Raw genomic sequence first — 24,403 nt, forward strand, 5'->3', positions numbered from 1 at the left:
AAGTAAGGATTACCTAACCACATCGAGGTGAACGTGCGCTACACCGGCCCGAAGGTGCGACTGTCGCGTCGCGCGGGCGTCCCGCTGACCAGGAAAGCCGTCCGCTACTTCGAGCAGCGCCCCTACCCGCCGGGCGAGCACGGCCGCAGGACCAACCGCCGCACCACCGGCGACTATGGGCTGCGGTTGATGGAGAAGCAGAAGCTGCGCTGGTACTACGACGTGTCCGAGCGGCAGCTGCGCCGCTACTGGGACCTGGCGGTGCGCAAGCCGGGCGCCTCGGGCGCCGAGCTGGTCACCATCCTGGAGACCCGCCTGGCCTCCCTGGTGCTGCGGGCCGGCCTGGCCCCGTCGATCTACGCCGCCCGCCAGTACGTCAACCACGGCCACATCGCCGTGGACGGCCGCAAGGTGGACATCCCCAGCTACCTGGTCAAACCCGGCCAGGTCATCACCGTGCGGGAGCGCTCGCGCCGGATGCAGCCCTTCGTGGCCGCCGCCGAGGGCGTGCACGCCGACGAGCGGATCGCGCCCTACCTGTCGGTCGACCACGCCGAGCTGCGCGTCACCCTGCTGCACCGGCCCGAGCGCGAGCAGATCGCGGTCCCCGTGGACGAGCAGCTCGTGGTGGAGTTCTATTCTCGTTAGCCGTGACTGAAGCGGGAGAGCGCCACGCGAGCTGGCTTGAGCTGTTCTTCGACCTGGTCGTCGTCGTGGCGGTCGCCCAACTCGCCCATCGGCTCCAGCATCCGACCTGGACGAACGTCGTCCTGTTCGTGGTGCTCTACTACGCGGTGTGGAGCGTCTGGACGTCCTTGACGCTCTACTCCAACGTCCGGGCCGGCAAGACGCGGGTGCGCAGCATGCTGGTCGGCATGTTCGGCATCGCGGTGATGGCCGCCGCCGCGCCCGACGTGGCCCACGAGATCGACAAGGCGGCCGGCACGCACGACGGGTGGTTCATCGCGGCGTACATCGTCTGCCGGATCAGCGCCTCCCGGTCGATCCAGCACGCCGGCACGATCATGACGGCCTGGCCGGCGGCCCAGCTCGGCGCCGGGCTGTTCCCCTGGGTCGCCTCCATCTGGGCGGACGGCTCGACCCGCTACGGCCTGTGGGCCCTCGGCATCCTGCTCGACGTGGTCTTCTCCGTCGTCAACAGCCGCCGGCCCGAACGTTTCCTGGCCGAGATGCGCGGCCAGGCACACCGGCTGGCCGCGCGCGAGGAGCGCCGGATCAGGGCCGGCCGCCCGGCCCGCCCACTGCCCCGGCCCGCCGCCGCCGTGCTCGATCCGGCCCACCTGGGGGAGCGGCTCGGCCTGTTCGTGATCATCGTGCTGGGCGAGGCGGTCATGCAGGTCGTCGTCTCGGCGTCGGGCCACTCGTGGGGGCCGGAGCTCGCCGTCGCCGCCGCGGCCGGCTTCGGGCTGATCGTCGCCCTGTGGTGGCTGACCTTCCAGTACGGCCTGACCACCGTGCCGGGGGCCGCCGAGCGCGGCCTGCCGCCGTACGTCGCGCTGCCCGCGCACTTCGCCATGACCGCCGGGGTGACGGCCACGGCGGCCGGGCTCGGCGTCGTCGCCGCCGAGCCGGCGCAGTCCCTGCACCACGGCGCCGGCTGGGTGCTGGGCGGCGGGCTGGCGCTGTACTTCGCCGCCTCGGCCGTGCTCGGCGTGGCCCTGCGCGCCGGGTGGCGCTGGATCTGGGGGTGGGCGGTGCCCACCGCCCTCGCGCCGCTGGGCGTCGCCGCGCTGTCGGGGCTCGTCCCCGGGTACGTCTCGGTCACGCTGTTGCTGGCCGTGGCCCTGTGGCGGCTGGTCTACCGGTCCGGCCGGACCGGCTCGGAACACTCTGACCAGGTGCGCTCAGCCGGTGACGTCCTGCCGGCGTAGCTCGGCGACCTCGCGGCGCAGGGCGGTCAGCTCCTCCAGGATGCGCTGGGTGTGCAGGTTGTTGTCCTGCTCCAGCGCGGCGCGCTCCTCGGCCGACTCCTCGTCCATGGCGCTGACCACGACCGCCATGAACAGGTTCAGCACGACGAACGTGCAGACCAGGATGAAGATGGTGAAGAAGATCCAGGCCGTGGGGTGGGCGCCCATCACCTCGCGGGCGATGTTGCCCCAGTCGTCCCCGGTCATCGTCTGGTAGAGGGTGAACAGCGAGGTCGGCAGGCTGCCGAAGCGCTCGGGGGAGTCGCCGCCGTACAGCTTGGTGGCCATGACGGCGGCGACGTACAGGACCAGGGAGAGCAGCAGCACGATCGAGCTCATCCCGGGCAGGGCGCGCAGCAGCGCCGAGACCACCCGGCGCAGGCTCGGCACCACCGACAACAGCCGCAGGGCCCGCAGGATGCGCAGCGAGCGCAGCACCGACAGTCCGCCGGTCGCCGGGACCAGGGCGATGCCCACGATCAGGGTGTCGAACAGGTTCCACGGGTCGCGCACGAACGCCGAACGCTCGACGTAGACCTTGGCCAGCAGCTCGGCCACGAAGATGTAGAGGGCGGTGTGGTCGATCACGACCAGCAGGTGGCCGAACTCCCCGACGACGGCGGGAACGGTCTCCAGGCCGAGAGTGGCCGCGTTGACCAGGATGACGCCGACGACGAAGCGCTGGAAACGCCGGTCGGCGAGGAGGGCGCGGACGCGTTCACGCACGGGGGCAAGCTCCTAAAGATCGGTCATGTGCCGTTCCATGATGCAGCAACATGATCAAGGAGGCGCCTGTGGTATAAATCGCACCTGACAGTCACCGGGGCAAGGGGGCACAAGGGGCATGTCGTATCCGAACTACGGTCCGTCCTATTACGGCCCGCCGCCCCAGAGTCACCCCAACGGCACCACGATCCTCGTGCTCGGCATCCTCAGCCTGGTGGTCTGCGGCATCCTCGGCCCCTTCGCCTGGTCGATGGGCAACAAGGCGCTCAAGGAGATCGACGCCAGCGGTTACGCCTACGACAACCGCGGCGCGGTGCAGGCCGGCCGCATCTGCGGCATGATCGCCACGATCCTGCTAATCCTCGGGGCCGCCTTCATGGTGCTCGGGCTCGGGGCCGGCATCCTGTCGGCCGTCTTCTCCAACTGAGGGCCGCACGCAGTAGTCCCCGATGCCCGACTCCAGCAGGTCGAAGGCCGCCGTGGCCTGGGCCCGCAGGTCGGGCGCGATCGTCTCCCAGCTCTCGCCGGCCAGCATCCGGGTCACCGCGTGCGTGGTGAGGATCCTGGTCGTGCCGAGGATCTGGGTGGCCACCATCTGCGGGGTCAGGTCGTCGGGGTCGGCGTCGAGCTCGTCGGCCAGGGCCCGGGCCAGCGCCTGCTCCCGCGCGACGTGCAGCTCGCGCAGCTTGGCCACCAGTGACGGGCTGCCGTTGACGATGCGGGCGAACACGTCGCCGCCCTCGTTGAGGCCGTAGCGCCAGTGGCGTGAGTCGAGGGCCTCCAGGAAGTCGCGCCGGAAGGCCCGCGCCACGCTCTCGCCGGGCCGCCGCCCGCGCACCACCTGCTGCGGCAGGTCGGTCACCAGCTCCTGCCGGTCGGCGAACAGGTCTTCCTTGGTCGGGAAGTAGTTGAACACCGTGTTGACGGACACGTCCGCGGCGCGGGCGATCTCGGCCACCGTCACGGGGTCGAACCCGCGCGTCATGAACAGGCCCATCGCCACGTCGGCGATGCGCTGCCTGGTCTCCCGCTTCTTGCGCTCCCGCAGCCCCTCTTCCATGCCGCAATGATACCGAACTTGCAGTGACTCCAAAATTGTGGCTACCCTAATTTTGGAGGCGATCACATGTTGAGAACCACAGGTCTGACCAAGACCTTCGAAGGCGGCGTGGAGGCCGTCAAAGGCGTCGACATCTCGGTGGAGGCGGGCGAGATCGTCGGCTTCCTCGGGCCCAACGGCGCCGGCAAGACCACGACCATGCGCATGCTGACGACCCTGCTCCGCCCCACCTCGGGCACCGCCACCGTGGCGGGCCGCGACCTGCTGGGCGACCCGCGCGAGGTGCGCCGCCGCATCGGCTACGTCTCGCAGGGCGGCGGCGTCAACGTCATGGCCCCGCTCGCCGAGCAACTGGAGCTCCAGGGCATGCTGTACGGCCTGAGCCGCGCCGAGGCCAGGTCCCGGTACCGTGAGGTGCTGGCCCGGCTCGGCCTGGCCGGCATGGAGGAACGCGTGGGCGCCGCGCTGTCGGGCGGCCAGCGGCGCCGCTTCGACATCGCCTTCGCCCTGCTGCACGACCCCCGTCTGCTCTTCCTCGACGAGCCGACCACCGGCCTGGACCCCCAGAGCCGCGCCAACCTGTGGGAGCACGTCCGCTCCCTGCGCGAGGAGCACGGCGTGACGATCTTCCTGACCACCCACTACCTGGACGAGGCCGACGCGCTCTGCGACCGGCTGCTGATCATCGACGACGGCCGGATCGCCGCCGCGGGCACCCCGGCCGAGCTCAAGGCGGGCCGCACCCTCGACGAGGCGTTCCTCGACATCACCGGCCGGTCGCTGCGCGAGGAGGCGGGGGTCTGATGCTGCGCGACACCTGGGTGCTGTTCCGCCACTCGCTGCGCGCCACCCTGCGCCAGAAGCTCGGCATCGTCTTCGGCGCCGTCCAGCCGCTGCTGTTCCTGGTGCTGTTCGGGCCGATCTTCGCCACGTTCGGCACCTGGGAGGTGCTGGTGCCGGGGCTGATCGTCCAGCTCGGCCTGATGAGCATGGGGCTGGCCGGGTTCGGGGTGGTCTTCGACAGGCGCTTCGGCGTGCTGGAACGGCTGCGCGTCACCCCGGCCAGCCGCCTGGCCCTGCTGCTCGGGCGGGTACTCGACAACGTCGTGACGATGGCCGTGCAGACGACGATGGTGCTGGCCGTCGGGTTCGCCTTCGGGATGCGGGTGCCGGTCGCCGGGCTCGCGGCCGGGTTCGTGCTGGTCGTGGTGCTGGGGGCGAGCCTGGCCGCCCTGTCGTACGCCGTCGCGCTGACCATCGGCGAGCAGCTCTTCGCGCCGGTGATGTCGACGGCGGTCGTCCCGCTGGTGCTGCTGTCGGGCGCGTTCCTGCCCATGTCGATGGCGCCCGGCTGGCTGGACGCGCTGTCGCACCTCAGCCCCTTCAGGTACGTCCTGGAGGCGCTGCGCGACCTGTTCGCCGGCCACTACGCCACCGGCACGGTCGGGATCGGCGTGGCCGTCACGGCCGGGCTCGCCGTGGTCGGCCTGACCGTCGGGGCCCGCGTCTTCAACCGGGAGACGGCGTGAGCGGGCCGCTCCGGGACGGCCCGCCCGCCCGTGCTCAGGGGTGTACGCAGGGCCGCGCTCAGGCCGCGGCCTTGGCCCGCCGGTGCAGCGCGGCCAGGATGCCCGCCGGATCGACCGTCCCGTAGCCGTAGTCGTAGTCGAAACCCACCTCGCTGCGGTCCTCGGCGGTGCGCCGCAGCAGCGCCCGCAGCTGCGCCGGCGACAGCTTGGCGGCCGGCCACCGGGTGCGCACCGCGGCCACCAGCCCGGCGGCCACCGGCGTCGCCGCCGAGGTGCCGGTGTCCGGCTCGCCGTCGCCGAACGCCCGCGACCCCGAGAAGTGCGTGTACGCGCACACGTCGGGCTTGCGCGCGGTCAGCCGCCCCGGCCCCTGCGAGGAGTAGCCCACCCGCTCGCCGTTGACGTCGACCCCGCCGATCGACAACGCCTTGGGATGGGAGTTGGCGCCCCCGATGGGCCGGTTGGGGAAGGCGCACCGGCCGTCGGGACACTGCCTGCCGCAGTTGCCCGCCGCGAACAGCACGTCCGCGCCCGCCCGGTCGAGACTGGCCACGACCAGGTTGAACGGGTGGGCGGCGTTGTCGGAGTAGTTGCCCGGATGCCCGACCGGGAAGTCCCACTCGGGGGAGAACGACCCCCAGGAGTTGCTCACCACCAGCGACCTGGACGCCGCGGGCTGGGCCTCCAGCACCGTCCGCAGGTGCGTGAAGGCGGCCACCGCGTCCGACAGCAGCCCGTCGAGCGCCGAGCCGCCCGGCCGGGCCGACCGCAGCAGCGGGACGTCGATCAGGGACGCCTGCGGCGCGGCGATGAGCGCGTCGAAGGCGCACATCGTGCCGTGGTCGACCTCGAACTGGCCGGCCCGGCCGGGGACGCCGGAGGGGTTCCAGCTGCGCTCGGCGTCCAGCGTGACGGCGCGGCCGAGCTGGCGGGCCACGTGCGCGGCGTTGACGCCGGTGTCCAGGACGGCCAGCGCCACCCCGGCGCCGTCGAACCCCTCGGCGTGCAGCCCGGCCACGTTCAGCAGCCGCTCGACGTCGTGCCAGTCGCCCACCGGCGGATCGCCGCCGCAGGTCAGGCTGGACTCGATCACCGGGTCGGCGAACACGCCGACGACGTCGGGACGCAGCGTGGGCAGCAGCGTGACCCGCGAGGTCAGCTCGTCGTCGGAGATCGTGCCGCGGACGAGCACGGAGGCGTCCTCGGCGGCCAGCGAGAAGTCGAGGGGCTGGTGGAGGGAGAGGGGATCGCCGCCGGCCGCCGGGACCGGCCTCGGCACGGCGACCGGTGTGAAGGCCGTGTCGAGCTCGACGCCGGGCAAGCCGTCGGCGACGTCGGCCGTGGTGGCGGTCTGGCCGGGATCGGCGACGGCCGCGACCAGATCGGGGGAGGGACGGAGCTGGATCAGGACCCGCATGAGTCACCACCGAACGTAATGGGGGTAAACGAACGACCCAACATTCCTGCATCCGTCAAGGCGCGTCCAGCCCCTTACGGCGGTTGTGACCTGCGAAAACACCGCATAACTGACGAAGCGGACCATAATTGTTTCCGGGGCGTCAGGCTTCCTTGTCCTCGGTCTGTTCACTACGGTGATGCATCATGACGCTCCAGGCGCAGACGCCGGTTTCCGACGGGGAAAGACAACACTGGCTGCCGGTCCGGCCGAGGCTCGTCCTCGCCAGTGCCTTCATGCTCTTCCTCGAACTGGCGCTCATCCGGTGGACCGGCTCGAACATCGTTCATCTGAGCTATTTCACCAATTTTGTCCTGCTCGGTTCTTTTCTGGGAATCGGGCTCGGATTTCTGCGCGTGGGGCGCTCGCGCCGCCAGCCCTATTACTCGCCGGTCGTCCTGCTCGTCCTGGTGGCCCTCGTGCTGGCCTTCCCGGTGACGGTCGACCGCAACACCGAGGGCGTCCTGTACTGGACGAGCCTGGGCACCGTCGGGCCGCCCGCCTGGCTGATCCTGCCGGTGATCTTCATCGCCGCGGCGGCGGTGCTCATGGGCCCCGCCGAACTGGTCGGGCGCTGCTTCCCCGAGCTGCCGCGCCTGGAGGCCTACCGCTACGACCTGATCGGCAGCCTCAGCGGCATCGCCGCGTTCACCGCGCTGTCGTTCCTGTCGGCGCCGCCGGTGTTCTGGGGGGTGGTCGCGGCCCTGTGCTACGGCCTGCTCCTGGCGCCCCGGCCCCGCTCGCTCTACCTGGGCCTGGTGGTCCTGCCCTCGCTCCTGGTCGCCGGCCTGCTGCTGTCGGAGACGCTGACGGCCGGGGCGCTGTGGTCGCCGTACTACAAGGTGACCTACAAGGCGATGCAGATGCTCGGCGTGCCGGTCACCGACATCTCCGTCAACGGCATCCCGCACCAGCAGGCCGTGCCCGCCTACGCCCGCCTGCAGTGGGAACGCCAGTACGGGCTGCCCTACGAGCGCACCACCAGGCCGCCCGAGGACGTGCTGATCGTCGGCGCGGGCAGCGGCACCGACGTGGCCATCGCGCTGTCCAAGGGCGCCCAGCACGTCGACGCCGTCGAGATCGACCCCAAGCTGCGCGAGCTGGGCGGCAGCCTGCACCCCGACAAGCCCTACGCCGACCCGCGCGTCACCACCCACATCACCGACGGCCGCGCCTTCCTGGAACGCAGCGGCGACCGCTACGACCTGATCCTGTTCGCCCTGCCCGACTCGCTCACCCTCGTGTCCGGGGCCAGCTCGCTGCGCCTGGAGAGCTACCTGTTCACCGCGGAGGCCATGCAGGCCGCCCGCGCCCACCTGCGGCCGGGCGGCACGTTCTCGATGTACAACTACTACCGCGAGAGCTGGCTGGTCGACCGCCTGGCCTCGACCATGCAGACCGCCTTCGGCCACAAGCCGTGCGTCGACGTGGTCAGCACCGCCGGTCAGCAGGCCGTCATCACCGCCGGCCTGACCGCCGCCGACCAGCGCTGCGCGAGCCAGTGGCCCGGCGCCGCCGCCGGCACCCCGGCCCCCGCCGACGACGACCGCCCCTTCCTCTACCTGAAGGACCGGACGATCCCGCCGATCTACATCATCACCCTCGGCCTGATCCTCATCGTCAGCCTGCTGGCCGTCCGCGTCGTGGCGGGCCCCTACGGCCGCATGAAGCCCTACGCCGACCTGTTCCTGCTCGGGGTGGCGTTCATGCTGCTGGAGACCAAGAGCGTGACCGGCTTCGCGCTGCTGTTCGGCACCACCTGGGTGGTCAACGCGATCGTCTTCGCCGGGGTGCTGGTCGCCGTGCTCGCCGCCGTCGAGGTGACCCGCCGCTTCCGCACCCCGCCGCTGCCCGTCATGTACGCCGTCCTGCTGGCCGGCCTGCTGCTGGCCTGGCTGGTGCCGAACGCCTGGCTGTTGTCGCTGCCGGTGCCGTTGCGCGCCGTGGCGGCCGTGACGGTGGCGTTCCTGCCGATCTTCGCCGCGAACGTGGTCTTCGCCAAACGTTTCTCCGACACCGCCGACGCGACCACGTCCTTCGGCGCGAACCTGCTCGGCGCGATGGTCGGCGGCTGCCTGGAATACCTGGCGCTGGTGATCGGCTACAAGGGCCTGCTCATCGTGGCCGCCCTGCTCTACCTGGGCGCCCTGGCGCTGATGCCGCGAAAGACCGCGCTCGTGTGACAAAGGGAAATGGTCCGCGGCGGTCCTGTGTAATGCCTTGACCGAGGGTCAGGATGAATTGTCGGCGGCGCGGGTTGATTTGTCGCCGCGGGCGAGGTGAGCTGGAGACGTCATCGAATCCGGAAAAAGATCGAACGATATTCAGAAAGGCGGGGCACGCGAATCGGGGGTCACATCCGGTAACCCACGAGAAAAGGTGACAGTCATGGCGACACCAGGGGCGGCCAGGATCGACGTCGAGCGCGTTCAGGCACAGGAGTCCGGGCCCGCGCCCGCCGGACGCGCGCAACAGATCGCCGGAGCGCTCCCCACGGGGGTGTTCTTCGCGCACGACCCCGCCGGCTCCGGGGAGCGCCGCGAGCCCGACGCGCGGTGGGAGCTCACCTCCGCCTGGCCCTACCAGGGCCGGCTCGCCACGGGGACGGCCGCCGTCCATCTCGCCGCCGGCCACGACGCGCTCGTCCGTGCCATGATCTTCGCCGACGGGTTCGGCCTCGGGCCCAGCGACCTGGCCGGGCTGTGGGGACGGCTCGACGCGCCGTACCCGCCGCACGGCGACCGGCTGCTCAGCCGGCTCCTCGCCCAGGGCATCGACGTCGTGCTGCTCGGCTTCGCCGCCCGCCACACCCACCTCCAGGCCAACGCCGGCGTCGCGGCGGCGTGCGTGGGCCGCGTGATCTCGGAGCGGCTCGGCACCACGCCGCTGATCGTCGGCGGCCTCGGCGCGGGCGGCCTGGTCACCCGGTACGCGCTGGCGGAGATGGAACGCCGCCGCGAGGACCACCAGACGACGACCTACCTGTCCTACGACTCGCCGCACAACGGCGCCTGGCTCCCGCTCGTCCTGCAACAGCTCGCCCACTTCGCCGAGGCCCTCGCGCCGGCCGCCCCCGGCACGCCCGGCCAGGCCGAGCTGATCAGGAGCCCGGCCGCGCAGCAGCTCCTGTGGGGCTGGGTCCCGGACGGGCGCTACTCCGGGCCGGTCGCCACGGCCAGCCCGCTGCGCCTGGCGTTCATCGAGGACCTGCGCGCCGCCGGCTGGTTCCCGCTCAGGCCGCGCAAGCTCGGCGTCTCCAACGGCGCCGCCGACGGCACCGGCCGCAACGTCCCGCCCGACGCCCTGGCCTTCGAGTGGACCGCCCTGGACGGGCTGGCCGGCGCCACCGTGCGCACCCAGCCGGACCGGGGCGCCGGCCGGCGGGTGGGCGGCATGCGAGCCGTCCCGCTGTGGGCCAGCACCAGCCGCACCAGCGACGTCGCGCCCTTCGACGGGGCGCCCGGCGGCACGCTGGCCTGCTACGGCACGGTCGCCGACGCGTTCGGCGCGCCGATCGCCGGCCGGTTCCGGTCGGCCTGCTTCGTCCCCACCGTGAGCGCCCTCGCGCTCCAGTACGACCCCCTGGACTGGACCGTGGACCTCTACACCGACATCACCGCCCTGTCGCCGGAGCAGAGCGAGCTGGACGACTACCAGTGCGACTCCGACAACTCCGAGCACGGCACGGTCACCGGCACGCTCGCCGACTGGATACTCGGGCACCTGACGAAGTGACCCGAGGCCGCGGGCTCTCGCGGTCGCAGCCCCGCCGGAGCCGGGCTCCGGCGGGGGTGCCGGTCACAGGCCGCACAGCTCCGTCAGGGACTTCGCGCCGCCCCGCTGGCTGTTGCGGGTCGGGGTCTCGGTCGGCGTGGCGCCCTGGGCCTGCGTACGGGTCCGCGACGGCGTGGCCGTCGGGGAGCCGGGGGACGCGGTCACGTTGGCGGTCTGGGCCTGGCGGGCCGAACGGTCGGAGTCGGCGATCGCCTTCCTCGCGGCCGCGCGGATCTTGACCCAGTCGGGCCTGCCCGAGTAGAAGTCCGGCGGCACGAACTGCAGGCTGGTGATCTTGGCGTCCTTGACCTTGAGCGCCAGGTCCGCCAGCGGCGCGACGAGCGGACGCGGGATGTTCGTCTGGGCCAGCCGCTTGGCCGCCCCGGCGATCTTGGTGAAGTTCGTCAGGATCACGCCGGGCGTGGCCTGCTGGGCGAAGGCGCCGATCACGCAGCGCTGGCGTCCCATGCGGGAGAAGTCGTCGCTGTTGACGCGGGAGCGGCCGTACCACAGGGCCTCCTCGCCCGACAGCTTGCGGTAGCCGGCCTTGATCGTGCCCGCGGTGCCGAAGTGGCCGCCCCACTTGACGTCCTCCTCGACCCGGATCTTCAGGCCGCCGATGGCGTCCACCAGGGCGGCGAAGCCGTACATGTTGATCAGGGCGTAGTAGTCGATCCGGAGGTTCAGGGTGTAGCCGATGGCGTCCATGAGGGCCCGCGGGCCGCGGTTCTTGCCGCCCATGAGCTGCGGGTTGTCGTTGGCGTACTGCCAGACCTCGTTGAGCAGGCCGCCGTTGGGCAGCTCGGCCATGTAGCCGTTCGGGAAGTGCTTGTGCAGCGGCGAGGACGGGGGGAAGCGCACGTGCTGCAGGTTGCGCGGCAGGCTGAACAGCACGGTGTTGCCGGTCCTGGTGTCCACGCTGGCCACCGTCATGCTGTCGGTGCGCACGCCCACGCGGTTGCCCGCGGCGTCGCCGCCGACCAGCAGGAAGTTCACCCGGGTCTTGCCGTCCCAGGGGTCCTCGGGGTTCTTGATCTGGACGGGGTTCTCCGGGTCGGGGTGCGAGGGGAAGATCGCGTTGACGGCGTTCCGCCCGGCCAGCACGTAGTTGGCCGTCAGCGCGAACGGCGACATGACGGCCACGCACAGCACGCCCACGACGATCCCGGTCACCACCTGGCCCTGCTGGTTCAGCCTGTTGGGGCCCAGCGCCACGTACGAGACGGCGATCACGGCGAACCAGGCCAGCGCGCACGCGGCCGCGATGACGATCACCGTGACCATGGCGCCGTCCTCGGCCAGGCCCGTCAGGTTGCTCAGGTCCCGGGTCAGGCCGAAGGCCAGGGCCGCGAGCAGGATCACCGCGTACGCGCCGATCATGATCAGCCCGGTACGACGGCGCCCGGCCCGCAGATGCGCGGCGCCGGGCACCAGGGCGGACAGAGCCGTCCAGCCGATCACGGAGGCGGTCGTCAGGGGTTTGGCGAAGCGCGGCGCGGGGGAGGAGCCCTTGCGCGGGCGTGGAGTCCGCCGCTTGGCGCCTCCGGGCACGGCGTCCACCCGATCGCGCTTGCTCACACCGGCTCCTTCACACGCCTACCAGGCAAAAAATGACGTTCGCCCCATGTCGGGCACAAGATTGCCAGGATTCTAGCCCCCATACCTGGACATCAGAGACAACTCTTCAACATGAGATGAACGCCACGTGTCGCTCAGGAGGTCGTCGAGGACGGCGCCAGCCACGTGTTGCACTGGTACGTCTTGTCCCTCTCCCACCCCTGCCGGAACCAGCGGTTGTTGTTGGCGGGCGTGCCGTGGTCGCGCGGATAGCCCGGGTAGTCGCCCACCTGCGCGTAGAACCAGAACAGCCGCGAGCGCAGCGAGGACGGCACCGGGTAGGACGAGGCGACCGAGCGCATCCACATGCCGCCGAGACAGGTGGCCTGCAGCTCCAGCTTCCTGCTCAGCGCGAGCTTGCCGCTCTGGCTGGAGGAGTTCATGGTGCCCTGCCACCAGGAGTCCATCACGCCGGTGATGTTCTGGATGTGGTGGCCGTACTCGTGGGCCATCATGCTGATGATGCCGCCGTGCCAGGAGATGATCTGGCCGTAGCCGCGGGCGTTGCCGTTGCCCCTGGACATCGCCGAGGTCGAGGCGTAGATCGTGTTGTTGCGCGGGCAGTAGTAGGGCACCATGCTCCCGGCCGACGGGTAGTCGCCGCACGCGCCCCGTCCGCGCCCGGCCGCGATGGCGTAGTGCGGCGGGCTGAAGGCGATGCCCTGCCGCTGCAGGATCGGCCCCCACGCCTGGTCCATGCACCGGCCGGTCTTCAGGATCAGCGCCTTGAGCTGGCTGTGGCTGAAGATGTTCGTGTTCCCGGCCCGGCAGTTCACCCGGGGCAGGCTGCCCGCCCGGTAGAGGGTGTTGTTCTTCAGGCTGGTGTTGAGCGTGACCTGCTTGGGCGGCGTCACCGTGTCCTGGGTCGGCCGCTCGGTGGGCCGCTGCGACGGCTCCCGCGTCGGCTGCCGCGTCGGCTCCTGGGTCGGCTCCTGCGTCGGCTCCCGGGTCTGTTCCTGGGTGGGCTCCTGCGACGACGACGTGTCGTGCGTCGGCTCGTGGCTGGGGAAGGGCTCGTCGGTCCGCGACGGCTCGTACGACGGCAGCGCGACCGGCGTGGTCGTGTCCGGGTGCGAGGACGACTTCAGCATCGCCGCCCCGATGACGATCAGCACGAACAGCGCCGCCAGCGACCCGAACACGGCCCCGAGGACGCCGGCGACCCCCATGCCGGACTTCTTCCTCGGCTGCTGCGGCCACTGCCTCGTGGGCATGGGCGGCATGGGCGGTGGCGGTGGCGGCGGCTGGTACTGCTGCCCGTACTGCGGCGGCGGATACTGCGGGCCGCGCGGCGGGTGTCCCTGCGGCGGATAGCCCTGCGGAGGCTGCGGCGGCCCGTGCGGGGGACCCTGAGGGGGGCCCTGCGGGGGCGGCGGCTGCGGCGGATAACCCTGCGGCTGGGGGTGCTGCGGCGGATAGGGCTGATGGCCGGGCGGCGGCCCCGGCGGAGGGCCCTGCGGAGGCCCCTGGGGCGGGGCCGGCGGCGCCTGCGGGTAGGGCTGGCCGCCCTGCGGCTGCGGCTGCCGGTAGCCCGGCGGCGGCCATGGCCGCGAAGGGGGCCGCAGGGGCTGCCCGGGCCCTTGTGGCGGAGGTGGATATTGCCCGTTTCCTGTCACCGTGTCTCCCCGTTAAGCCGCTTGTCTGCAATGCACGGCTTTGCGGCAGACCCCAAAGGATCTTTGCCAAATTTGGGGCAAAAGCATACTGATTTATCACCCGTCACGGATGTAGCGGTACTCGGTCACGCTCCGAAATCAATCGAGGTGATCTCTGCTATCTACCGGTCCCGGAGCAGGGCGGTGTCCTAGCTTCGTTGGCATGAATCTCCAGCAGCTCCGCTATGTGGTCGCGACTGCGGAGCACCGCACCATGACCGACGCGGCCAGGTCGCTCTACATCGCGCAGCCTGCGCTGTCCCGCGCGATCCGCGATCTTGAGCGAGAGCTCGGCATGACGCTCTTCGCCCGCTCCGGCCGCGGCGTGGTGGTCACCGCCCAGGGCCGCCGCGTGGTCAAGCTGGCGAGGGAGGCGCTCGACGCCGTGCACGAGATCGAGGGCCTGGCCAACCACGCCGGCGTGACGGAGGCCGAACTGCGCATCGCCTCCACCCCGAGTCTCGAACCCGGACTCGCGGGGCGGCTGCTCCCTGCCTACGCGGCCGAGCACCCAGGGGTACGCGTGCACATCGTGCGCTGCGACGGCCGCGACGGCGTCGTCAGCGCCATCCGGGATCAGCGGGCCGACCTCGGGCTCACCGATCTGCCCGTGCCCACCGACCTCATCACCCACCCGCTCGAACGCCAGGAGATCGTGCTGATCTCCCCGCCCGGGCTCGACCTGCCCAGTCCGGTCCCCATGGGCAAGCTGCACGGCATGCGCCTGGCGCTGCCCGCCCGCGGCAGCTCGCGGCGCAGGGAACTCGACGCCATGTTCGGCAAGTACGCCGTCACCCCCGTGGTCGTCCTGGAGACCGACGAGCGCAACGGCTGGCTGAACGCGGTCCGCGCCGGCCAGGCCTCCCTGCTGTGGTACCGCGGCATGGCCGACCAGGCCGCCAGGGCCGGCCTGGTGGTGCGCTCACTCGAACCGGCCGTGCGGCGCGTCATCGCCGTGGTGCACGCACGCCGCCGCCTGCCCCTCATCGCCCAGGACTTCCTGTCCACCGCGGAGAAGGGCACAGCCGCCTGACCAGGAACGTTCCATGATCCCCCGCAACTCCCGCCGTTGACCCCCAGCCCGCCTCCGGCCCGCCCGCCTAGCGGGACACCGGAAGGCGGACCACGGCACGCAGACCCGGCGCCGCGTCCTGCAGGACCACCGTGCCCCCGTGGGCGCGCACGGTCTCCCGGACGATCGCCAGCCCCAGGCCGGCCCCGCCCTCGTCCCTGCTGCGCCCGGAGTCCAGCCGGGTGAACCGGTTGAACACCCGCTCCCGGTCCTGCTCGGGGATGCCGGGGCCATCGTCGGTCACCGTCAGCACGCCGTCGGCGGTCAGCGCCACCTCGACCTTCGAGGAGGTGTGCCGGGCGGCGTTGTCCATCAGGTTCGTCAGCACCCGGCTCAGGTCGAGGGCGTCCCCGCGCACCACCACGGGGTCGCACGCGGTCAGCCGGGCCTCGCCGTACCGCTCGGCGACCTGGCGCACCACCTCGTCGAGGTTGACCGGCTCGTCGCGGGCCGGCACGCCGCCGCGCTCGTCCAGGCGGGCCAGCGCGAGCAGGTCCTCGGCCAGCCTGGACAGCCGCAGGGCGTCCTCCAGCACGCCCTCGGCGGTCTCCCGCCAGTCCTGGCCCTCCGGATGGCCGAGCGCCACCTCCAGCTGGAGCCGGATGCTGGCCAGCGGGCTGCGCAGCTCGTGGGCGGCGTCGGAGACCAGCGCGCGCTGGCGCTGCTCGGCCTCCTCCAGCCGGGCCAGCATGCCGTTGAGCGTGGTGGCCAGGGCGTACACCTCGTCGCGCGACTGCGGCACCGGCAGCCGCCGGGACCGGGCCGTGTGCGTGATCTCGGCCGCGACCCGGCGCAGCGACGAGATCGGGCGCAGCGTCCTGCCGATCATCAGCCAGCTCGCCACCGCCAGCAGCACGACCAGCGCGGGCGTGCCCACCAGCAGGACGCGCCCGGCCACGCCCAGGCTCGTCTGGATCTCGCCGATCGGCCTGGCGGCCAGCACCGTCTGCCCGTGGTCGGCGCTGAGCACCACCACCCGCAGCGGCCCCGCGATCGCGTACGGCCGGCCGTCGAGGAACGTCGCCCGCCCCTCGTGCAGCACCCTGGCCCTGGCCGCCGCGTCCAGCAGCGGCACCAGCCGGTCGGCGCCGTACGTGACGTGCGTGATGCGCCCGCTCCGGTCGAGCACCTGGACGATCGTGCCGTCGTGCGTGGTGATCGGGCTGGTCAGCGTCCCGGCGTCGGCCGCCACGCGCACGGTCTGGGCCTGCTGCCGGGTCGAGGTGTCGACCGTGTCGATCAGCGCCCGGTCGAGCACCGACAGCAGCACCGAGGCCGACAGCGCCAGCGCCAGCCCCAGCACGGCGGCCGCCGCGACCGTCAGCCTGAACCGCAGCCCCTGACGCCGCCACCAGGCCATCGGGGTGTCAGCCACCGTCGCCCGCCAGCCGGTAGCCCGCGCCGCGCACGGTCTGCAGCGCGTTCCTGCCGAACGGGGCGTCGACCTTGCGCCGCAGGTAGCCGACGTAGACCTCGACCACGTTGGGGTCGGTGTCGAAGGTGTCCCACACGTGTTCCAGGATCTCCGACTTCGACACCACCTCGTCACGGCGGCGCATCAGGAACTCCAGCAGCGCGAACTCCCTCGGCGTCAGCTCCACCGGCGTCTCGCCCCGCTGCACCTTCCGGCGGGCCGGGTCGAGGGTCAGGTCGCCGGCCGCCAGCACCGACGGCCGCCGCCCCGAGTCGCGCCGCAGCAGGGCCCGGAGCCTGGCCACCAGCACCACGTAGGAGAAGGGCTTGGTCAGGTAGTCGTCGGCGCCGAGGTCGAGGCCGTCGGCCATGTCGTACTCGCCGTCCTTGGCCGACAACATGAGGATCGGCACCCAGTTCTCCTCCGCGCGCAACTGCTTGCACACGTTGTAGCCCGACAGCCTCGGCAGCATGATGTCCAGCACCACGACGTCGTAGTCGCCCTGCCGGGCCGCGTGCAGGCCCTCCTCGCCGTCGTGGGCGAGGTCCACGGCGAACCCCTCGGCCTGCAGCCCGCGCTGGAGGGCCGCGGCCATCCGCCGCTCGTCCTCGACGACCAGTACTCTCATGTGCTGATTCTCCCGTCCCTGAGCTGAGACGCCGCTGAGAAGGCTGAGAGGCGTCTCAGACAGTCTCAGGCCGGCCACAGGATGCATGCCGCAGGCTCTGGTCATCGACATACCGTTAAGGAGTGAGATGCGCAGAGGCACGTTCGTGAGGTGGGGAGTCCCGATCGCCGCGGCGGCGCTGATCGGTGGCGCGATCGGAGCCGGCCCGGTCATCGCGGCGGTGAGCGGCGAGCCCGTCCTGCCCGAGCGTTCGGCCCAGCAGCTGCTGGCCGACGCCGTGGCGGCGACGAGCAAGGGAGGCGGCCTGCCGCCCATGTCCGGCACGGTGCAGCAGACGGCCTCGCTCGGCCTGCCCTCGCTGCCCCAGACCGGCGGTGAGTCGCCGCTGAGCCTGCTGTCCGGCTCGCACGAGATCAAGGTCTGGTACGGCGGCGCCGACCGGTTCCGGGTGGCCATGCCGACCCAGCTGAACGAGACCAACCTGATCGTCAACGGCGACCAGGGCTGGTACTGGGAGAGCGCCACCAACACCGCGACCAGGTTGACCGTCAAGCCCGGCACGGGCCAGGAGCACAAGCTGCCCGGCACGCCGCCGGTCCAGCTGACGCCGCCGCAGGTCGCCGAGCAACTGCTGGCCAAGGCCGGCGAGCACACCGCGGTCCGCGTGATCAACACCGCGGAGGTGGCGGGCCGTCCGGTCTACCAGCTCGTCCTCGCGCCCAAGGACGAGGGCTCGCTGGTGCAGGAGGTGCGGCTCGCGCTCGACGGCGAGACCTACGTCCCGCTCCAGGTCCAGGTCTACGCCAAGGGCTCCGCCGAACCGGCCTTCCAGGTCGGCTTCACCCAGGTGACGTTCACGCCGCCGGCCGCGGAGAACTTCGCCTTCACCCCGCCCGCGGGCGCCAAGGTGGAGGAGAAGGACCTCAGCGAGCTGGGCGACGCCAAGCGCGCCGAGCAGCACGCCGAGCAGGCCGAGAAGGTCGCGGGCGAGCTCAAGGTCGTCGGCGACGGGTGGACGACCGTGGCCGTCCTGCCGTTCAAGCCGGAGGACCTCACGGCGGCCGGCCGGCCGGCGGGCGACGGCTCGACGCCCCGCGACGGCTCCCAGGCCGACGTGGGGGCGCTGGCCGACGCCGTCCTGAAGTCGGCCACGCCGGTGAGCGGCACGTGGGGCTCGGGCCGGCTGATCAGGACGAAGCTCGTCACCGTCCTGCTGACCGACGACGGCCGGCTGCTGGCCGGCGCGGTCACCCCGGAGGAGATCACGCAGGCGGCGGGCGTCAGGTGACCACCGCCGTCACGCAGGAAGCGGGGGCGCCCTTCGGGGCGGCCCCGCCCTCCGGGGAGCACGCCATCGTCACGCGCGGCCTGACCAAGCGCTTCCGCGGCGGCCAGGTGGCCGTGGACGCGCTCGACCTGACGGTGCCGCGCGGCTCGGTCTTCGGCTTCCTCGGGCCCAACGGCTCGGGCAAGACCACGACCATCCGCATGCTGCTGGGCCTCATCGCGCCCACCGAGGGGGAACACTCCCTGCTCGGGCTGCCGCTGCCGCGGGCGCTGCCCCGGGTGGGGGCGGTGGTGGAGGGGCCGGCGTTCTACCCGTACCTGTCGGGCGAGGCCAACCTGATGCGCTTCGACGCCGCCGACCCCACGGCGGTGCGCCGCACCGCGCGGGCGCGCGTCGCCGCCGCGCTCGACCGGGTGGGCCTGTCGGCCGCGGCCGGCAAGCGCTACCGCAACTATTCGCTCGGCATGCGCCAGCGGCTGGCCATCGCGGCCGCGCTGCTCGGCCCGCGCGAGCTGCTCGTCCTGGACGAGCCGACCAACGGCCTCGACCCGCAGGGCACCCGCGAGGTGCGCGCGCTGGTCAAGGACATCGCCGCCGGCGGCACCACCGTCTTCGTCTCCTCGCACCTGCTGGCCGAGGTCGAGCAGATGTGCACGCACGCCGCCATCATGCGGACCGGCAGGCTGGCCGCCCAGGGCACGATCGCCTCGCTGAACGGCGGCCTGGCCACGCGCGTCCGGGTCGAGACGCCCGACGTGGCCGACGCCGCGCGGGTGCTCGGCGGGCTCGGGCTGGCCGACGTGCGGCGCGGCGACGCCGACGTGACGGCCGAGCTGGGCGGCAACGCGCCGGAGCGGATCAACGCCGCGCTGGTCGGCGAAGGGGTCGCCGTACGGGGGCTGGCCGTGCTGCGGCCGAGCCTGGAGGACGTTTTCGTCGGACTGACGGGGGAGGGCTTCGATGTCGACGGCTGACACCTCGGCGCCGGACGCTGGGACACACGCGACGCAGCCGCGGGACGCCGGCGCGCCGGACCCGCGGGACGGCCGGGCCGGTGGGCGCATGCCCGGCCTGGTGCCCGTCACCGAGACGCTGCGCACCGTGGAGCGGCGCACCCCGGACCCGGCCGCGGCGGTCCCCGCACCCAGCGCCTGGACGGACGCCACGGGAGGCCCGCGGCGAGCCAGGTGGGCGTTCTGGCGGCTGCTCGGCTCGGAGCTGGGCCTGACCTTCCGCCGGCCGCGCAACCTGGTGATGCTGGCCGTGCTCGCCTGCGTGCCGGCCGTCCTCGGCCTGGCCCTGCGCGCGTTCGGCGGCGACGACCGCGACGGGATGGGCGGGTTCATCCAGAGCGTGGCGGGCAACAGCCTCATGCTCACGTTCGTCGCGTTCTCGTTCCTCGTGCTGCTGCTGATGCCGGTCGCCGTCAGCGTGGTCGCCGGCGACTCGGTGGCCGGGGAGGCGGGCGGCGGCACCCTGCGCTACCTGCTGGCCGCGCCCGCGGGACGCACCCGCCTGCTGGCCGTCAAATACCTCAACGCGGTCGTCTTCGCCTACGCCGTCACGGCGGTGGTGGCGCTGTCGGCGCTGGTCACCGGGCTGATCCTGTTCCCGGCCGGGCCGGTGACGCTGCTGTCGGGCACGACGATCTCCATGGGCGAGGGGCTGCTGCGCATCCTCATCGCCGTCGGCTACGTCGGGGCCGGCATGGCGGCGCTGGCCGCCGTCGCGCTGGCGCTGTCGACGTTCACCGAGGTGTCCATCGGAGCGGTGGCCGCCACGCTCGTGCTGGTGGTCGTCTGCCAGGTGCTGCGGGCCTTCCCCGAGCTGAGCGTGGTCACGCCGTACCTGCTGCCGACCAGGTTCACCAACTTCGACGCGGTGCTGCGCAGCCCGATGGACCTGTCGGCGCTGCGGGACGGGCTGCTGGCCTTCGGCGCCTACATCGTGCTGTTCTGCTCGATCGCGTGGGCGCGCTTCTCCGGCAAGGACATCACGTCCTGACCGGGCGGCGCGTCCCCGGCCGGGCGGGGTGCCCGGCCGGGGACGCCGCGTCGCACGGTCAGGCCGCCCGGCGGCGCAGGCCCAGCGCCCCGACAACGACGCCGATGACGCCGACGACCAGCCCGGCGCCGCCCAGCAGGCGGGCCGTGCCGTCGGAGGAGGAGGCCGAGGAGGCCGCCACCGGCGCCACCGACGGTCCCGTGGCGGCGGCCGGAGCGGCCGAGGCCGACGCGCTCGCGGCGGAGTGCTCGTCGCCGCCGGAGGCCGGGACGAGCTTCAGCGTGGGAACGGGGTGCTCGGCCTCGGTGCCGTCGGACTTGGGCGCGTCGGCCCAGTCGACCACCTCGCCGCCGGAGTACGTCTGCTTCGTCGGGAACGTCAGCGAGTCGACGTCCTTGGGCAACTGGCCCATGGACACCTCGAACTCCTGGAACTCACCCGGGTTGATCTTGCCGCCGGACCACACGACCGTGGTGACGGCCTCCTCCACGTCGCCGTACTCGGTCTTGACCGGCTTGGGCAGCTTGCCCTCGGTGACCTTGACGTCCCAGCCCGGCACGGGCTTGACCGACACGAACGCCAGCGGATGGTCGGTGGGGAAGCTGACCTGGACCTTGGTCGTGGCGGCGTTGTCACGCTCGTTGGGCACCCGGAAGGCGACCTTGGTGAACCCGCCCTGCTCGGCGGTGCCCGGGGTGATGGAGACGTGGGCCAGCGCGGGCAGCGCCAGGCCGGTGGTGAGGGCGGTGGCGGCGGCGAGCACGGTCGCCGCACGACGGACGAAGGACATGGCGGAACTCCACTTCGGTAAAAGACAGGGGTCTACGGGTGTCAGCAGGTCAGGCGGGAAGTGGAGGACCACGCCTGGCCACCCGGTGCCGGAACCCCGGCTGCGGGGGGACCACCCTGGTGTGCACGACCGGAACGCCCGGCCGCACCGCGGGCACGACCGCGAGCAGCGGCGGCACGAGCCGCAACCCCAGCCGGCGCAGCAGCGACCACAGCACGATCTCGCCGCGCGACAGCCACCAGCCGGTCATCAGGGTCGCCGTGAGGTGCGCGAGCAGCATGCCCGCGTTGACGGCCAGCCCCTGGCCGTGGCCGTGCTCGAAGACGTAGGAGGACGGGCTGCCGCCCGCGAACAGCTCGTGCAGGCCGAACTGCGCCACACCCAGCACGACGTTGATCACCGGCGCCGAGCGCTCCCTGCCGGACAGCGCCAGCCCCAGGCCGGACACCGCCACCAGGCCCAGCGCCGCCGCCCACGGCCCCGGACGCCCCCCGCCGCCCGCCACGTGGGCCAGGGCAGCGAGGGTCACGCAGACGGCGGCGAAGGCGGCCGTCCGCGCGAGCCGGAGGGGGAGTCGCGCACGCATGTGTGCCACATGGTCTCACGAGGCACCCGCGGATGAGACCCCTACTTCCGAGCGGGCTGATGCCTGGTCCGGAAATGGCTTTTGTCGCTAGGGTCGGTGCCGAGCGCGTTGACATTCGCGTTGACATTTGAGGTGAGAACGTTGCGGCACTTAGCAGGTTTGCTCATCGGCGTCGTGGTCACGGCGGCCGTCCTCGGGGGTGGCGGATGGGCCGTGCAGCAGGCCCTCGCCAGTGCGGCGATCACCCCGCCGCCGCCCGACAACCAGAAGATGTGGATCGCCCTCGGCGCCATGGCCGCGGTCGGGCTGGTCGTCGGCCTCGTCGTGGCCGGCCGGATCTCGCCGCTGGCCACGTTCGTGCCCTCGATGGTGCTGCTGGCCTGGACCGTCGTCTACGCCCTCGACACCGGCAGGGCGCTGTCGCTCATCCCCGACCAGGCGTCGGTCCACCAGGTCGTCCTGGACGCCGGCGCGGGCGACAGGACCCTGCTCACCACGGGCGTGCTGGCCCTGCTCGGCGTGGTGCTGTTCATCCCCGTGCTGATGCCCTCCCGCTGGTCGCGCCGGCACGACGACCTCGACGACGACGACTACGAGACCACGCGGGAGGGCGGCTACTACTGAGCGCCGGTGTAGAGCCTGGTCACCACGTCCTCGATGGTGGCCTGCTCCGGCGCGGTGGCCATGAGTTCGGCGAGCGTCCCGTCGAAGGCCAGCCGGCCGTGGTCGATCAGCATGATCCGGCGGCACAGGCGCTCGATGTCGCCGAGGTCGTGCGTGGTCAGCAGCACGGTGGTGCCGCGCTCGGCGTTCTGCCGCTTCAGGAAGCCGCGGATGCTCGCCTTGCTGACCACGTCGAGGCCGATGGTCGGCTCGTCCAGCACCAGCACGTCGGGGGCGTGCAGCAGCGCCGCGGCCAGGTCGCCGCGCATGCGCTGCCCCAGGCTGAGCTGACGCACCGGGGTGCGCAGGAAGGAGCCGAGGTCGAGGGTCTCGGTCAGCTCGGCCAGCCGGACCCGGAACGTTCCGCGATCTACTTTGTAAAGGTGCCGGACCAGTTCGAAGCTGTCCTTGAGCGGCAGGTCCCACCAGAGGGTCGTGCGCTGGCCGAACACCACGCCGATGCGCCGGGCGAGCGTGGTGCGCCGGCGCGCGGGGTCGAGCCCGGCCACCCGCACCGAGCCCGAGGTGGGGGTGAGGATGCCGCACAACATCTTGATCGTGGTGGACTTGCCCGCGCCGTTGGGCCCGAGGCAGCCGACGAACTCACCGGCCGGCACGCTGAACGACAGGTCGCGCACGGCGTGCACGACAGCGCGTCCGACCTTGAACGAGCGTCCCGCTTCGCGCAGCTCGATCATTGCTAACTCCCCGTCGATCGGTAGTGCCTGACGCCCTGCCGCCAGGCCGCCGCGGCGGCCAGGGCGAGGACCAGCGCGGCGGCCGGTCCGAGGAAGCGCATGAACCCGGGCGTGCCGAACGGGTCGTCCCGGCCCAGGACGTAGAGGCCGGGCTGCCAGTTGACGAAGGCCAGGGGCAGCGCGTACGTGACGCCGCGGACCAGGTCGCGGGCGTAGATGCTGAGGGGGTACTGGCTGAGCTGGTGGGTGCCGTAGGTGAAGGCGTTGGCCACCTCCGGCGCGTCGGTCAGCGCGAACTGCAGCGCGCCGGCGAGCGTCCAGAGCGCGGTGAAGATGACGACGCCGGTGACGATCATGACGGGGATCATCCAGGCCCGCCGCCAGTCGAGGCCGAGCGCGGCGACGGCGTAGGCGAGCACGGCCACGGCCTGGAGGACGCGGCCGATCCTGGTGGGCGCGAAGCGGTCGGCGGCGATCTGGATCCAGGCGGCGACCGGGCGGATGAGGATCGTGTCGAGCGTGCCGGCCTTGATGTGCTGGCTGATGCGGTCGAGGTTGCTGACGAAGGTGTCGCAGAGGGTGAAGGAGACGGCGGAGGCGCCGTACAGGAACAGCACCTCCTCGCGGGCGAAGCCGGCCAGGGTGGTGGTGTTGGCGAAGACGACGAGGATGGCCGCGACGTCGATCGCCCCCGTGACCAGGCCGAACACGACCATCAGGGCGAAGGAGAGCCGGTAGGCGGCCGCGGCGCGGGTCCAGGTCCAGGCCAGCAGGAAGTACGTCCTAACCACCCTGGATCACCACCTTGTGGCGGGCGGCGCGGGTGGCCAGCAGGCCGAGGGCGAACAGCGTCGCCGCCCAGAACGCCTGGAGGGCGAGCGTCTGCCCGACGGGGGCCTTGCCGAGGTAGAGGTCGGCGGGCGCCTGGACCATGGAGGCCCACGGCAGGGCTCTGACCACCTCGCCCAGCGGGCCGGGGAACAGGTGGAGGGGGAGCAGCATGCCGCTGCAGAACGTCGTCAGGACCAGGGACACGACGGCCACGCCGCGGTCGTCGGCGAGCCAGCAGACCGACAGCGCGACGAGGTAGCGCCAGCCGAAGCTGATGAGCACGCCGACGAGGCAGCCGGTCAGGGCCGCAGCCCATCCGGCCGGGGAGGCGGGGGTGGTGATGCCGAACAGGGCCGCGCCGAGCAGCAGCGGCGGGAGGCTGCGCACCAGCAGCAGGTACGCGGCCCGGCCCAGGTCCTCGGCCAGCGACCAGAGCGGGAGGGAGGCGGGCCGGACGAGGTCGAGCGCGATGTCGCCGCTGCGGATGCGCTCGGGGATGGTCAGGCCGCCGCCGAACAGCATCATCGGGCCGATGAGGGCCTGGGTGACGAAGCAGTAGGTGACGGCGTCGGTGACGTCGTAGCCGGCCAGGCCGGGGCGGGCCTGCCACAGGGCGATGAGGACGTAGGCGCGCAGGACGCCGAACACGCTGTTGGTGAACGCGCCGGCGAGCGCGGCCCG

At 72.2% G+C, this 24,403-nt stretch carries 24 protein-coding genes; 12 read left to right on the forward strand and 12 right to left on the reverse strand.

What is annotated here, in order from left to right:
- The first annotated feature begins 33 nt into the window (after positions 1-33).
- A complete protein-coding gene (rpsD, locus tag ACFYYW_RS04980; RefSeq protein ID WP_387645506.1) occupies positions 34-648 on the forward strand; it encodes a 30S ribosomal protein S4 in 615 nt (204 codons plus the stop codon).
- A 2-nt stretch (positions 649-650) separates the two neighbouring features.
- Positions 651-1,892, forward strand: a complete 1,242-nt coding sequence (locus ACFYYW_RS04985) for a low temperature requirement protein A (RefSeq protein ID WP_387645198.1) — start codon at positions 651-653, stop codon at positions 1,890-1,892.
- On the opposite strand, the gene ACFYYW_RS04990 is transcribed toward ACFYYW_RS04985, so the two are convergent.
- Positions 1,866-2,657: an ion transporter gene (locus ACFYYW_RS04990; protein ID WP_352328274.1), complete on the reverse strand. Its 792-nt coding sequence runs from the start codon at positions 2,655-2,657 to the stop codon at positions 1,866-1,868. The genes ACFYYW_RS04985 and ACFYYW_RS04990 overlap by 27 nt on opposite strands.
- A 118-nt stretch (positions 2,658-2,775) precedes the next feature.
- On the opposite strand from ACFYYW_RS04990, the gene ACFYYW_RS04995 reads away from it, so the two are divergent.
- Positions 2,776-3,084, forward strand: a complete 309-nt coding sequence (locus tag ACFYYW_RS04995; protein WP_387645201.1) for a DUF4190 domain-containing protein — start codon at positions 2,776-2,778, stop codon at positions 3,082-3,084.
- Here ACFYYW_RS04995 and ACFYYW_RS05000 read toward each other — a convergent pair.
- The gene (locus ACFYYW_RS05000) at positions 3,013-3,717 is read right to left on the reverse strand and encodes a TetR/AcrR family transcriptional regulator (RefSeq protein WP_387645204.1); all 705 of its coding nucleotides are present in this window, start codon (positions 3,715-3,717) and stop codon (positions 3,013-3,015) included. The two genes, ACFYYW_RS04995 and ACFYYW_RS05000, sit on opposite strands and share 72 nt — an antisense overlap.
- A 66-nt stretch (positions 3,718-3,783) precedes the next feature.
- On the opposite strand from ACFYYW_RS05000, the gene ACFYYW_RS05005 reads away from it, so the two are divergent.
- Entirely contained in the window at positions 3,784-4,521 is a 738-nt protein-coding gene (locus ACFYYW_RS05005) for an ATP-binding cassette domain-containing protein (protein WP_364389755.1), read from the forward strand.
- Positions 4,521-5,246: an ABC transporter permease gene (locus ACFYYW_RS05010; RefSeq protein WP_364413424.1), complete on the forward strand. Its 726-nt coding sequence runs from the start codon at positions 4,521-4,523 to the stop codon at positions 5,244-5,246. The genes ACFYYW_RS05005 and ACFYYW_RS05010 overlap by 1 nt, the downstream gene beginning before the upstream one ends.
- 58 nt (positions 5,247-5,304) lie before the next feature.
- Here ACFYYW_RS05010 and ACFYYW_RS05015 read toward each other — a convergent pair whose 3' ends face one another.
- Positions 5,305-6,663, reverse strand: coding sequence for a S8 family serine peptidase (locus ACFYYW_RS05015; protein WP_352328279.1), 1,359 nt, complete (start codon positions 6,661-6,663; stop codon positions 5,305-5,307).
- Between the two features lie 185 nt (positions 6,664-6,848).
- On the opposite strand from ACFYYW_RS05015, the gene ACFYYW_RS05020 reads away from it, so the two are divergent.
- Both ACFYYW_RS05020 and ACFYYW_RS05025 read left to right on the forward strand, forming a co-directional pair.
- Positions 6,849-8,885: a spermidine synthase gene (locus tag ACFYYW_RS05020; protein ID WP_387645208.1), complete on the forward strand. Its 2,037-nt coding sequence runs from the start codon at positions 6,849-6,851 to the stop codon at positions 8,883-8,885.
- 205 nt (positions 8,886-9,090) lie between these two features.
- Positions 9,091-10,437, forward strand: a complete 1,347-nt coding sequence (locus tag ACFYYW_RS05025; protein ID WP_387645211.1) for a hypothetical protein — start codon at positions 9,091-9,093, stop codon at positions 10,435-10,437.
- A 63-nt stretch (positions 10,438-10,500) separates the two neighbouring features.
- On the opposite strand, the gene ACFYYW_RS05030 is transcribed toward ACFYYW_RS05025, so the two are convergent.
- Both ACFYYW_RS05030 and ACFYYW_RS05035 read right to left on the reverse strand, forming a co-directional pair.
- Positions 10,501-12,054 (reverse strand): LCP family protein, encoded by a 1,554-nt coding sequence (locus ACFYYW_RS05030; protein WP_352328089.1) that lies wholly within the window; start codon positions 12,052-12,054, stop codon positions 10,501-10,503.
- 134 nt (positions 12,055-12,188) lie between these two features.
- Complete coding sequence (locus tag ACFYYW_RS05035) at positions 12,189-13,307, reverse strand: neutral zinc metallopeptidase (RefSeq protein WP_387645214.1); 1,119 nt, start codon at positions 13,305-13,307, stop codon at positions 12,189-12,191.
- A gap of 604 nt (positions 13,308-13,911) precedes the next feature.
- Here ACFYYW_RS05035 and ACFYYW_RS05040 point away from each other — a divergent pair.
- Positions 13,912-14,781, forward strand: coding sequence for a LysR family transcriptional regulator (locus tag ACFYYW_RS05040; RefSeq protein ID WP_387645217.1), 870 nt, complete (start codon positions 13,912-13,914; stop codon positions 14,779-14,781).
- A gap of 67 nt (positions 14,782-14,848) precedes the next feature.
- On the opposite strand, the gene ACFYYW_RS05045 is transcribed toward ACFYYW_RS05040, so the two are convergent.
- Together ACFYYW_RS05045 and ACFYYW_RS05050 are read right to left on the reverse strand one after the other, a co-directional pair.
- On the reverse strand, positions 14,849-16,195 hold the full coding sequence (locus tag ACFYYW_RS05045) for a sensor histidine kinase (RefSeq protein WP_387645220.1): 1,347 nt from the start codon (positions 16,193-16,195) through the stop codon (positions 14,849-14,851).
- Positions 16,188-16,862 carry a response regulator transcription factor gene (locus ACFYYW_RS05050; RefSeq protein WP_352328085.1) on the reverse strand — a complete coding sequence of 225 codons (675 nt, stop codon included), beginning with the start codon at positions 16,860-16,862 and terminating at the stop codon, positions 16,188-16,190. The genes ACFYYW_RS05045 and ACFYYW_RS05050 overlap by 8 nt, the downstream gene beginning before the upstream one ends.
- A 127-nt stretch (positions 16,863-16,989) precedes the next feature.
- On the opposite strand from ACFYYW_RS05050, the gene ACFYYW_RS05055 reads away from it, so the two are divergent.
- From ACFYYW_RS05055 to ACFYYW_RS05065, 3 genes are read left to right on the forward strand one after another with little or no spacing between them, the layout of a single operon-like run.
- The gene (locus ACFYYW_RS05055; RefSeq protein WP_387645223.1) at positions 16,990-18,150 is read left to right on the forward strand and encodes an outer membrane lipoprotein carrier protein LolA; all 1,161 of its coding nucleotides are present in this window, start codon (positions 16,990-16,992) and stop codon (positions 18,148-18,150) included.
- Entirely contained in the window at positions 18,147-19,124 is a 978-nt protein-coding gene (locus ACFYYW_RS05060; RefSeq protein WP_352328083.1) for an ABC transporter ATP-binding protein, read from the forward strand. Before ACFYYW_RS05055 ends, ACFYYW_RS05060 begins: the two co-directional genes overlap by 4 nt.
- On the forward strand, positions 19,111-20,154 hold the full coding sequence (locus tag ACFYYW_RS05065; protein ID WP_387645227.1) for an ABC transporter permease: 1,044 nt from the start codon (positions 19,111-19,113) through the stop codon (positions 20,152-20,154). Before ACFYYW_RS05060 ends, ACFYYW_RS05065 begins: the two co-directional genes overlap by 14 nt.
- A gap of 58 nt (positions 20,155-20,212) precedes the next feature.
- On the opposite strand, the gene ACFYYW_RS05070 is transcribed toward ACFYYW_RS05065, so the two are convergent.
- Entirely contained in the window at positions 20,213-20,944 is a 732-nt protein-coding gene (locus tag ACFYYW_RS05070) for a YcnI family protein (protein WP_387645229.1), read from the reverse strand.
- 49 nt (positions 20,945-20,993) lie between these two features.
- Complete coding sequence (locus ACFYYW_RS05075; protein WP_352329536.1) at positions 20,994-21,530, reverse strand: MFS transporter; 537 nt, start codon at positions 21,528-21,530, stop codon at positions 20,994-20,996.
- A gap of 132 nt (positions 21,531-21,662) precedes the next feature.
- On the opposite strand from ACFYYW_RS05075, the gene ACFYYW_RS05080 reads away from it, so the two are divergent.
- A complete protein-coding gene (locus ACFYYW_RS05080) occupies positions 21,663-22,154 on the forward strand; it encodes a hypothetical protein (RefSeq protein ID WP_387645509.1) in 492 nt (163 codons plus the stop codon).
- On the opposite strand, the gene ACFYYW_RS05085 is transcribed toward ACFYYW_RS05080, so the two are convergent.
- Genes ACFYYW_RS05085 through ACFYYW_RS05095 form a run of 3 tightly spaced genes read right to left on the reverse strand, consistent with a single transcriptional unit; the run spans position 22,148 to position 24,370 of the window.
- The gene (locus ACFYYW_RS05085; RefSeq protein ID WP_387645232.1) at positions 22,148-22,891 is read right to left on the reverse strand and encodes an ATP-binding cassette domain-containing protein; all 744 of its coding nucleotides are present in this window, start codon (positions 22,889-22,891) and stop codon (positions 22,148-22,150) included. The two genes, ACFYYW_RS05080 and ACFYYW_RS05085, sit on opposite strands and share 7 nt — an antisense overlap.
- 2 nt (positions 22,892-22,893) lie before the next feature.
- Positions 22,894-23,682: an ABC transporter permease gene (locus ACFYYW_RS05090; RefSeq protein ID WP_387645235.1), complete on the reverse strand. Its 789-nt coding sequence runs from the start codon at positions 23,680-23,682 to the stop codon at positions 22,894-22,896.
- Positions 23,675-24,370 carry an ABC transporter permease gene (locus ACFYYW_RS05095; RefSeq protein ID WP_387645238.1) on the reverse strand — a complete coding sequence of 232 codons (696 nt, stop codon included), beginning with the start codon at positions 24,368-24,370 and terminating at the stop codon, positions 23,675-23,677. The genes ACFYYW_RS05090 and ACFYYW_RS05095 overlap by 8 nt, the downstream gene beginning before the upstream one ends.
- Positions 24,371-24,403: the final 33 nt, after the last annotated feature.

Origin of the sequence: Nonomuraea sp. NPDC001831, from assembly GCF_042892035.1 — a bacterium.
Classification (GTDB): Bacteria; Actinomycetota; Actinomycetes; order Streptosporangiales; family Streptosporangiaceae; genus Nonomuraea.

Bases quoted from the DNA above. Each gene is read 5' to 3' on its own strand.
- ACFYYW_RS04995 (WP_387645201.1), top strand. From the start codon at position 2,776: ATGTCGTATCCGAACTACGGTCCGTCCTATTACGGCCCGCCGCCCCAG.
- ACFYYW_RS05000 (WP_387645204.1), bottom strand. From the start codon at position 3,717: ATGGAAGAGGGGCTGCGGGAGCGCAAGAAGCGGGAGACCAGGCAGCGC.
- ACFYYW_RS05005 (WP_364389755.1), top strand. From the start codon at position 3,784: ATGTTGAGAACCACAGGTCTGACCAAGACCTTCGAAGGCGGCGTGGAG.
- ACFYYW_RS05010 (WP_364413424.1), top strand. From the start codon at position 4,521: ATGCTGCGCGACACCTGGGTGCTGTTCCGCCACTCGCTGCGCGCCACC.
- ACFYYW_RS05015 (WP_352328279.1), bottom strand. From the start codon at position 6,663: ATGCGGGTCCTGATCCAGCTCCGTCCCTCCCCCGATCTGGTCGCGGCC.
- ACFYYW_RS05020 (WP_387645208.1), top strand. From the start codon at position 6,849: ATGACGCTCCAGGCGCAGACGCCGGTTTCCGACGGGGAAAGACAACAC.
- ACFYYW_RS05025 (WP_387645211.1), top strand. From the start codon at position 9,091: ATGGCGACACCAGGGGCGGCCAGGATCGACGTCGAGCGCGTTCAGGCA.
- ACFYYW_RS05035 (WP_387645214.1), bottom strand. From the start codon at position 13,307: ATGCCCACGAGGCAGTGGCCGCAGCAGCCGAGGAAGAAGTCCGGCATG.
- ACFYYW_RS05040 (WP_387645217.1), top strand. From the start codon at position 13,912: ATGAATCTCCAGCAGCTCCGCTATGTGGTCGCGACTGCGGAGCACCGC.
- ACFYYW_RS05050 (WP_352328085.1), bottom strand. From the start codon at position 16,862: ATGAGAGTACTGGTCGTCGAGGACGAGCGGCGGATGGCCGCGGCCCTC.
- ACFYYW_RS05055 (WP_387645223.1), top strand. From the start codon at position 16,990: ATGCGCAGAGGCACGTTCGTGAGGTGGGGAGTCCCGATCGCCGCGGCG.
- ACFYYW_RS05065 (WP_387645227.1), top strand. From the start codon at position 19,111: ATGTCGACGGCTGACACCTCGGCGCCGGACGCTGGGACACACGCGACG.
- ACFYYW_RS05070 (WP_387645229.1), bottom strand. From the start codon at position 20,944: ATGTCCTTCGTCCGTCGTGCGGCGACCGTGCTCGCCGCCGCCACCGCC.
- ACFYYW_RS05075 (WP_352329536.1), bottom strand. From the start codon at position 21,530: ATGCGTGCGCGACTCCCCCTCCGGCTCGCGCGGACGGCCGCCTTCGCC.
- ACFYYW_RS05085 (WP_387645232.1), bottom strand. From the start codon at position 22,891: ATGATCGAGCTGCGCGAAGCGGGACGCTCGTTCAAGGTCGGACGCGCT.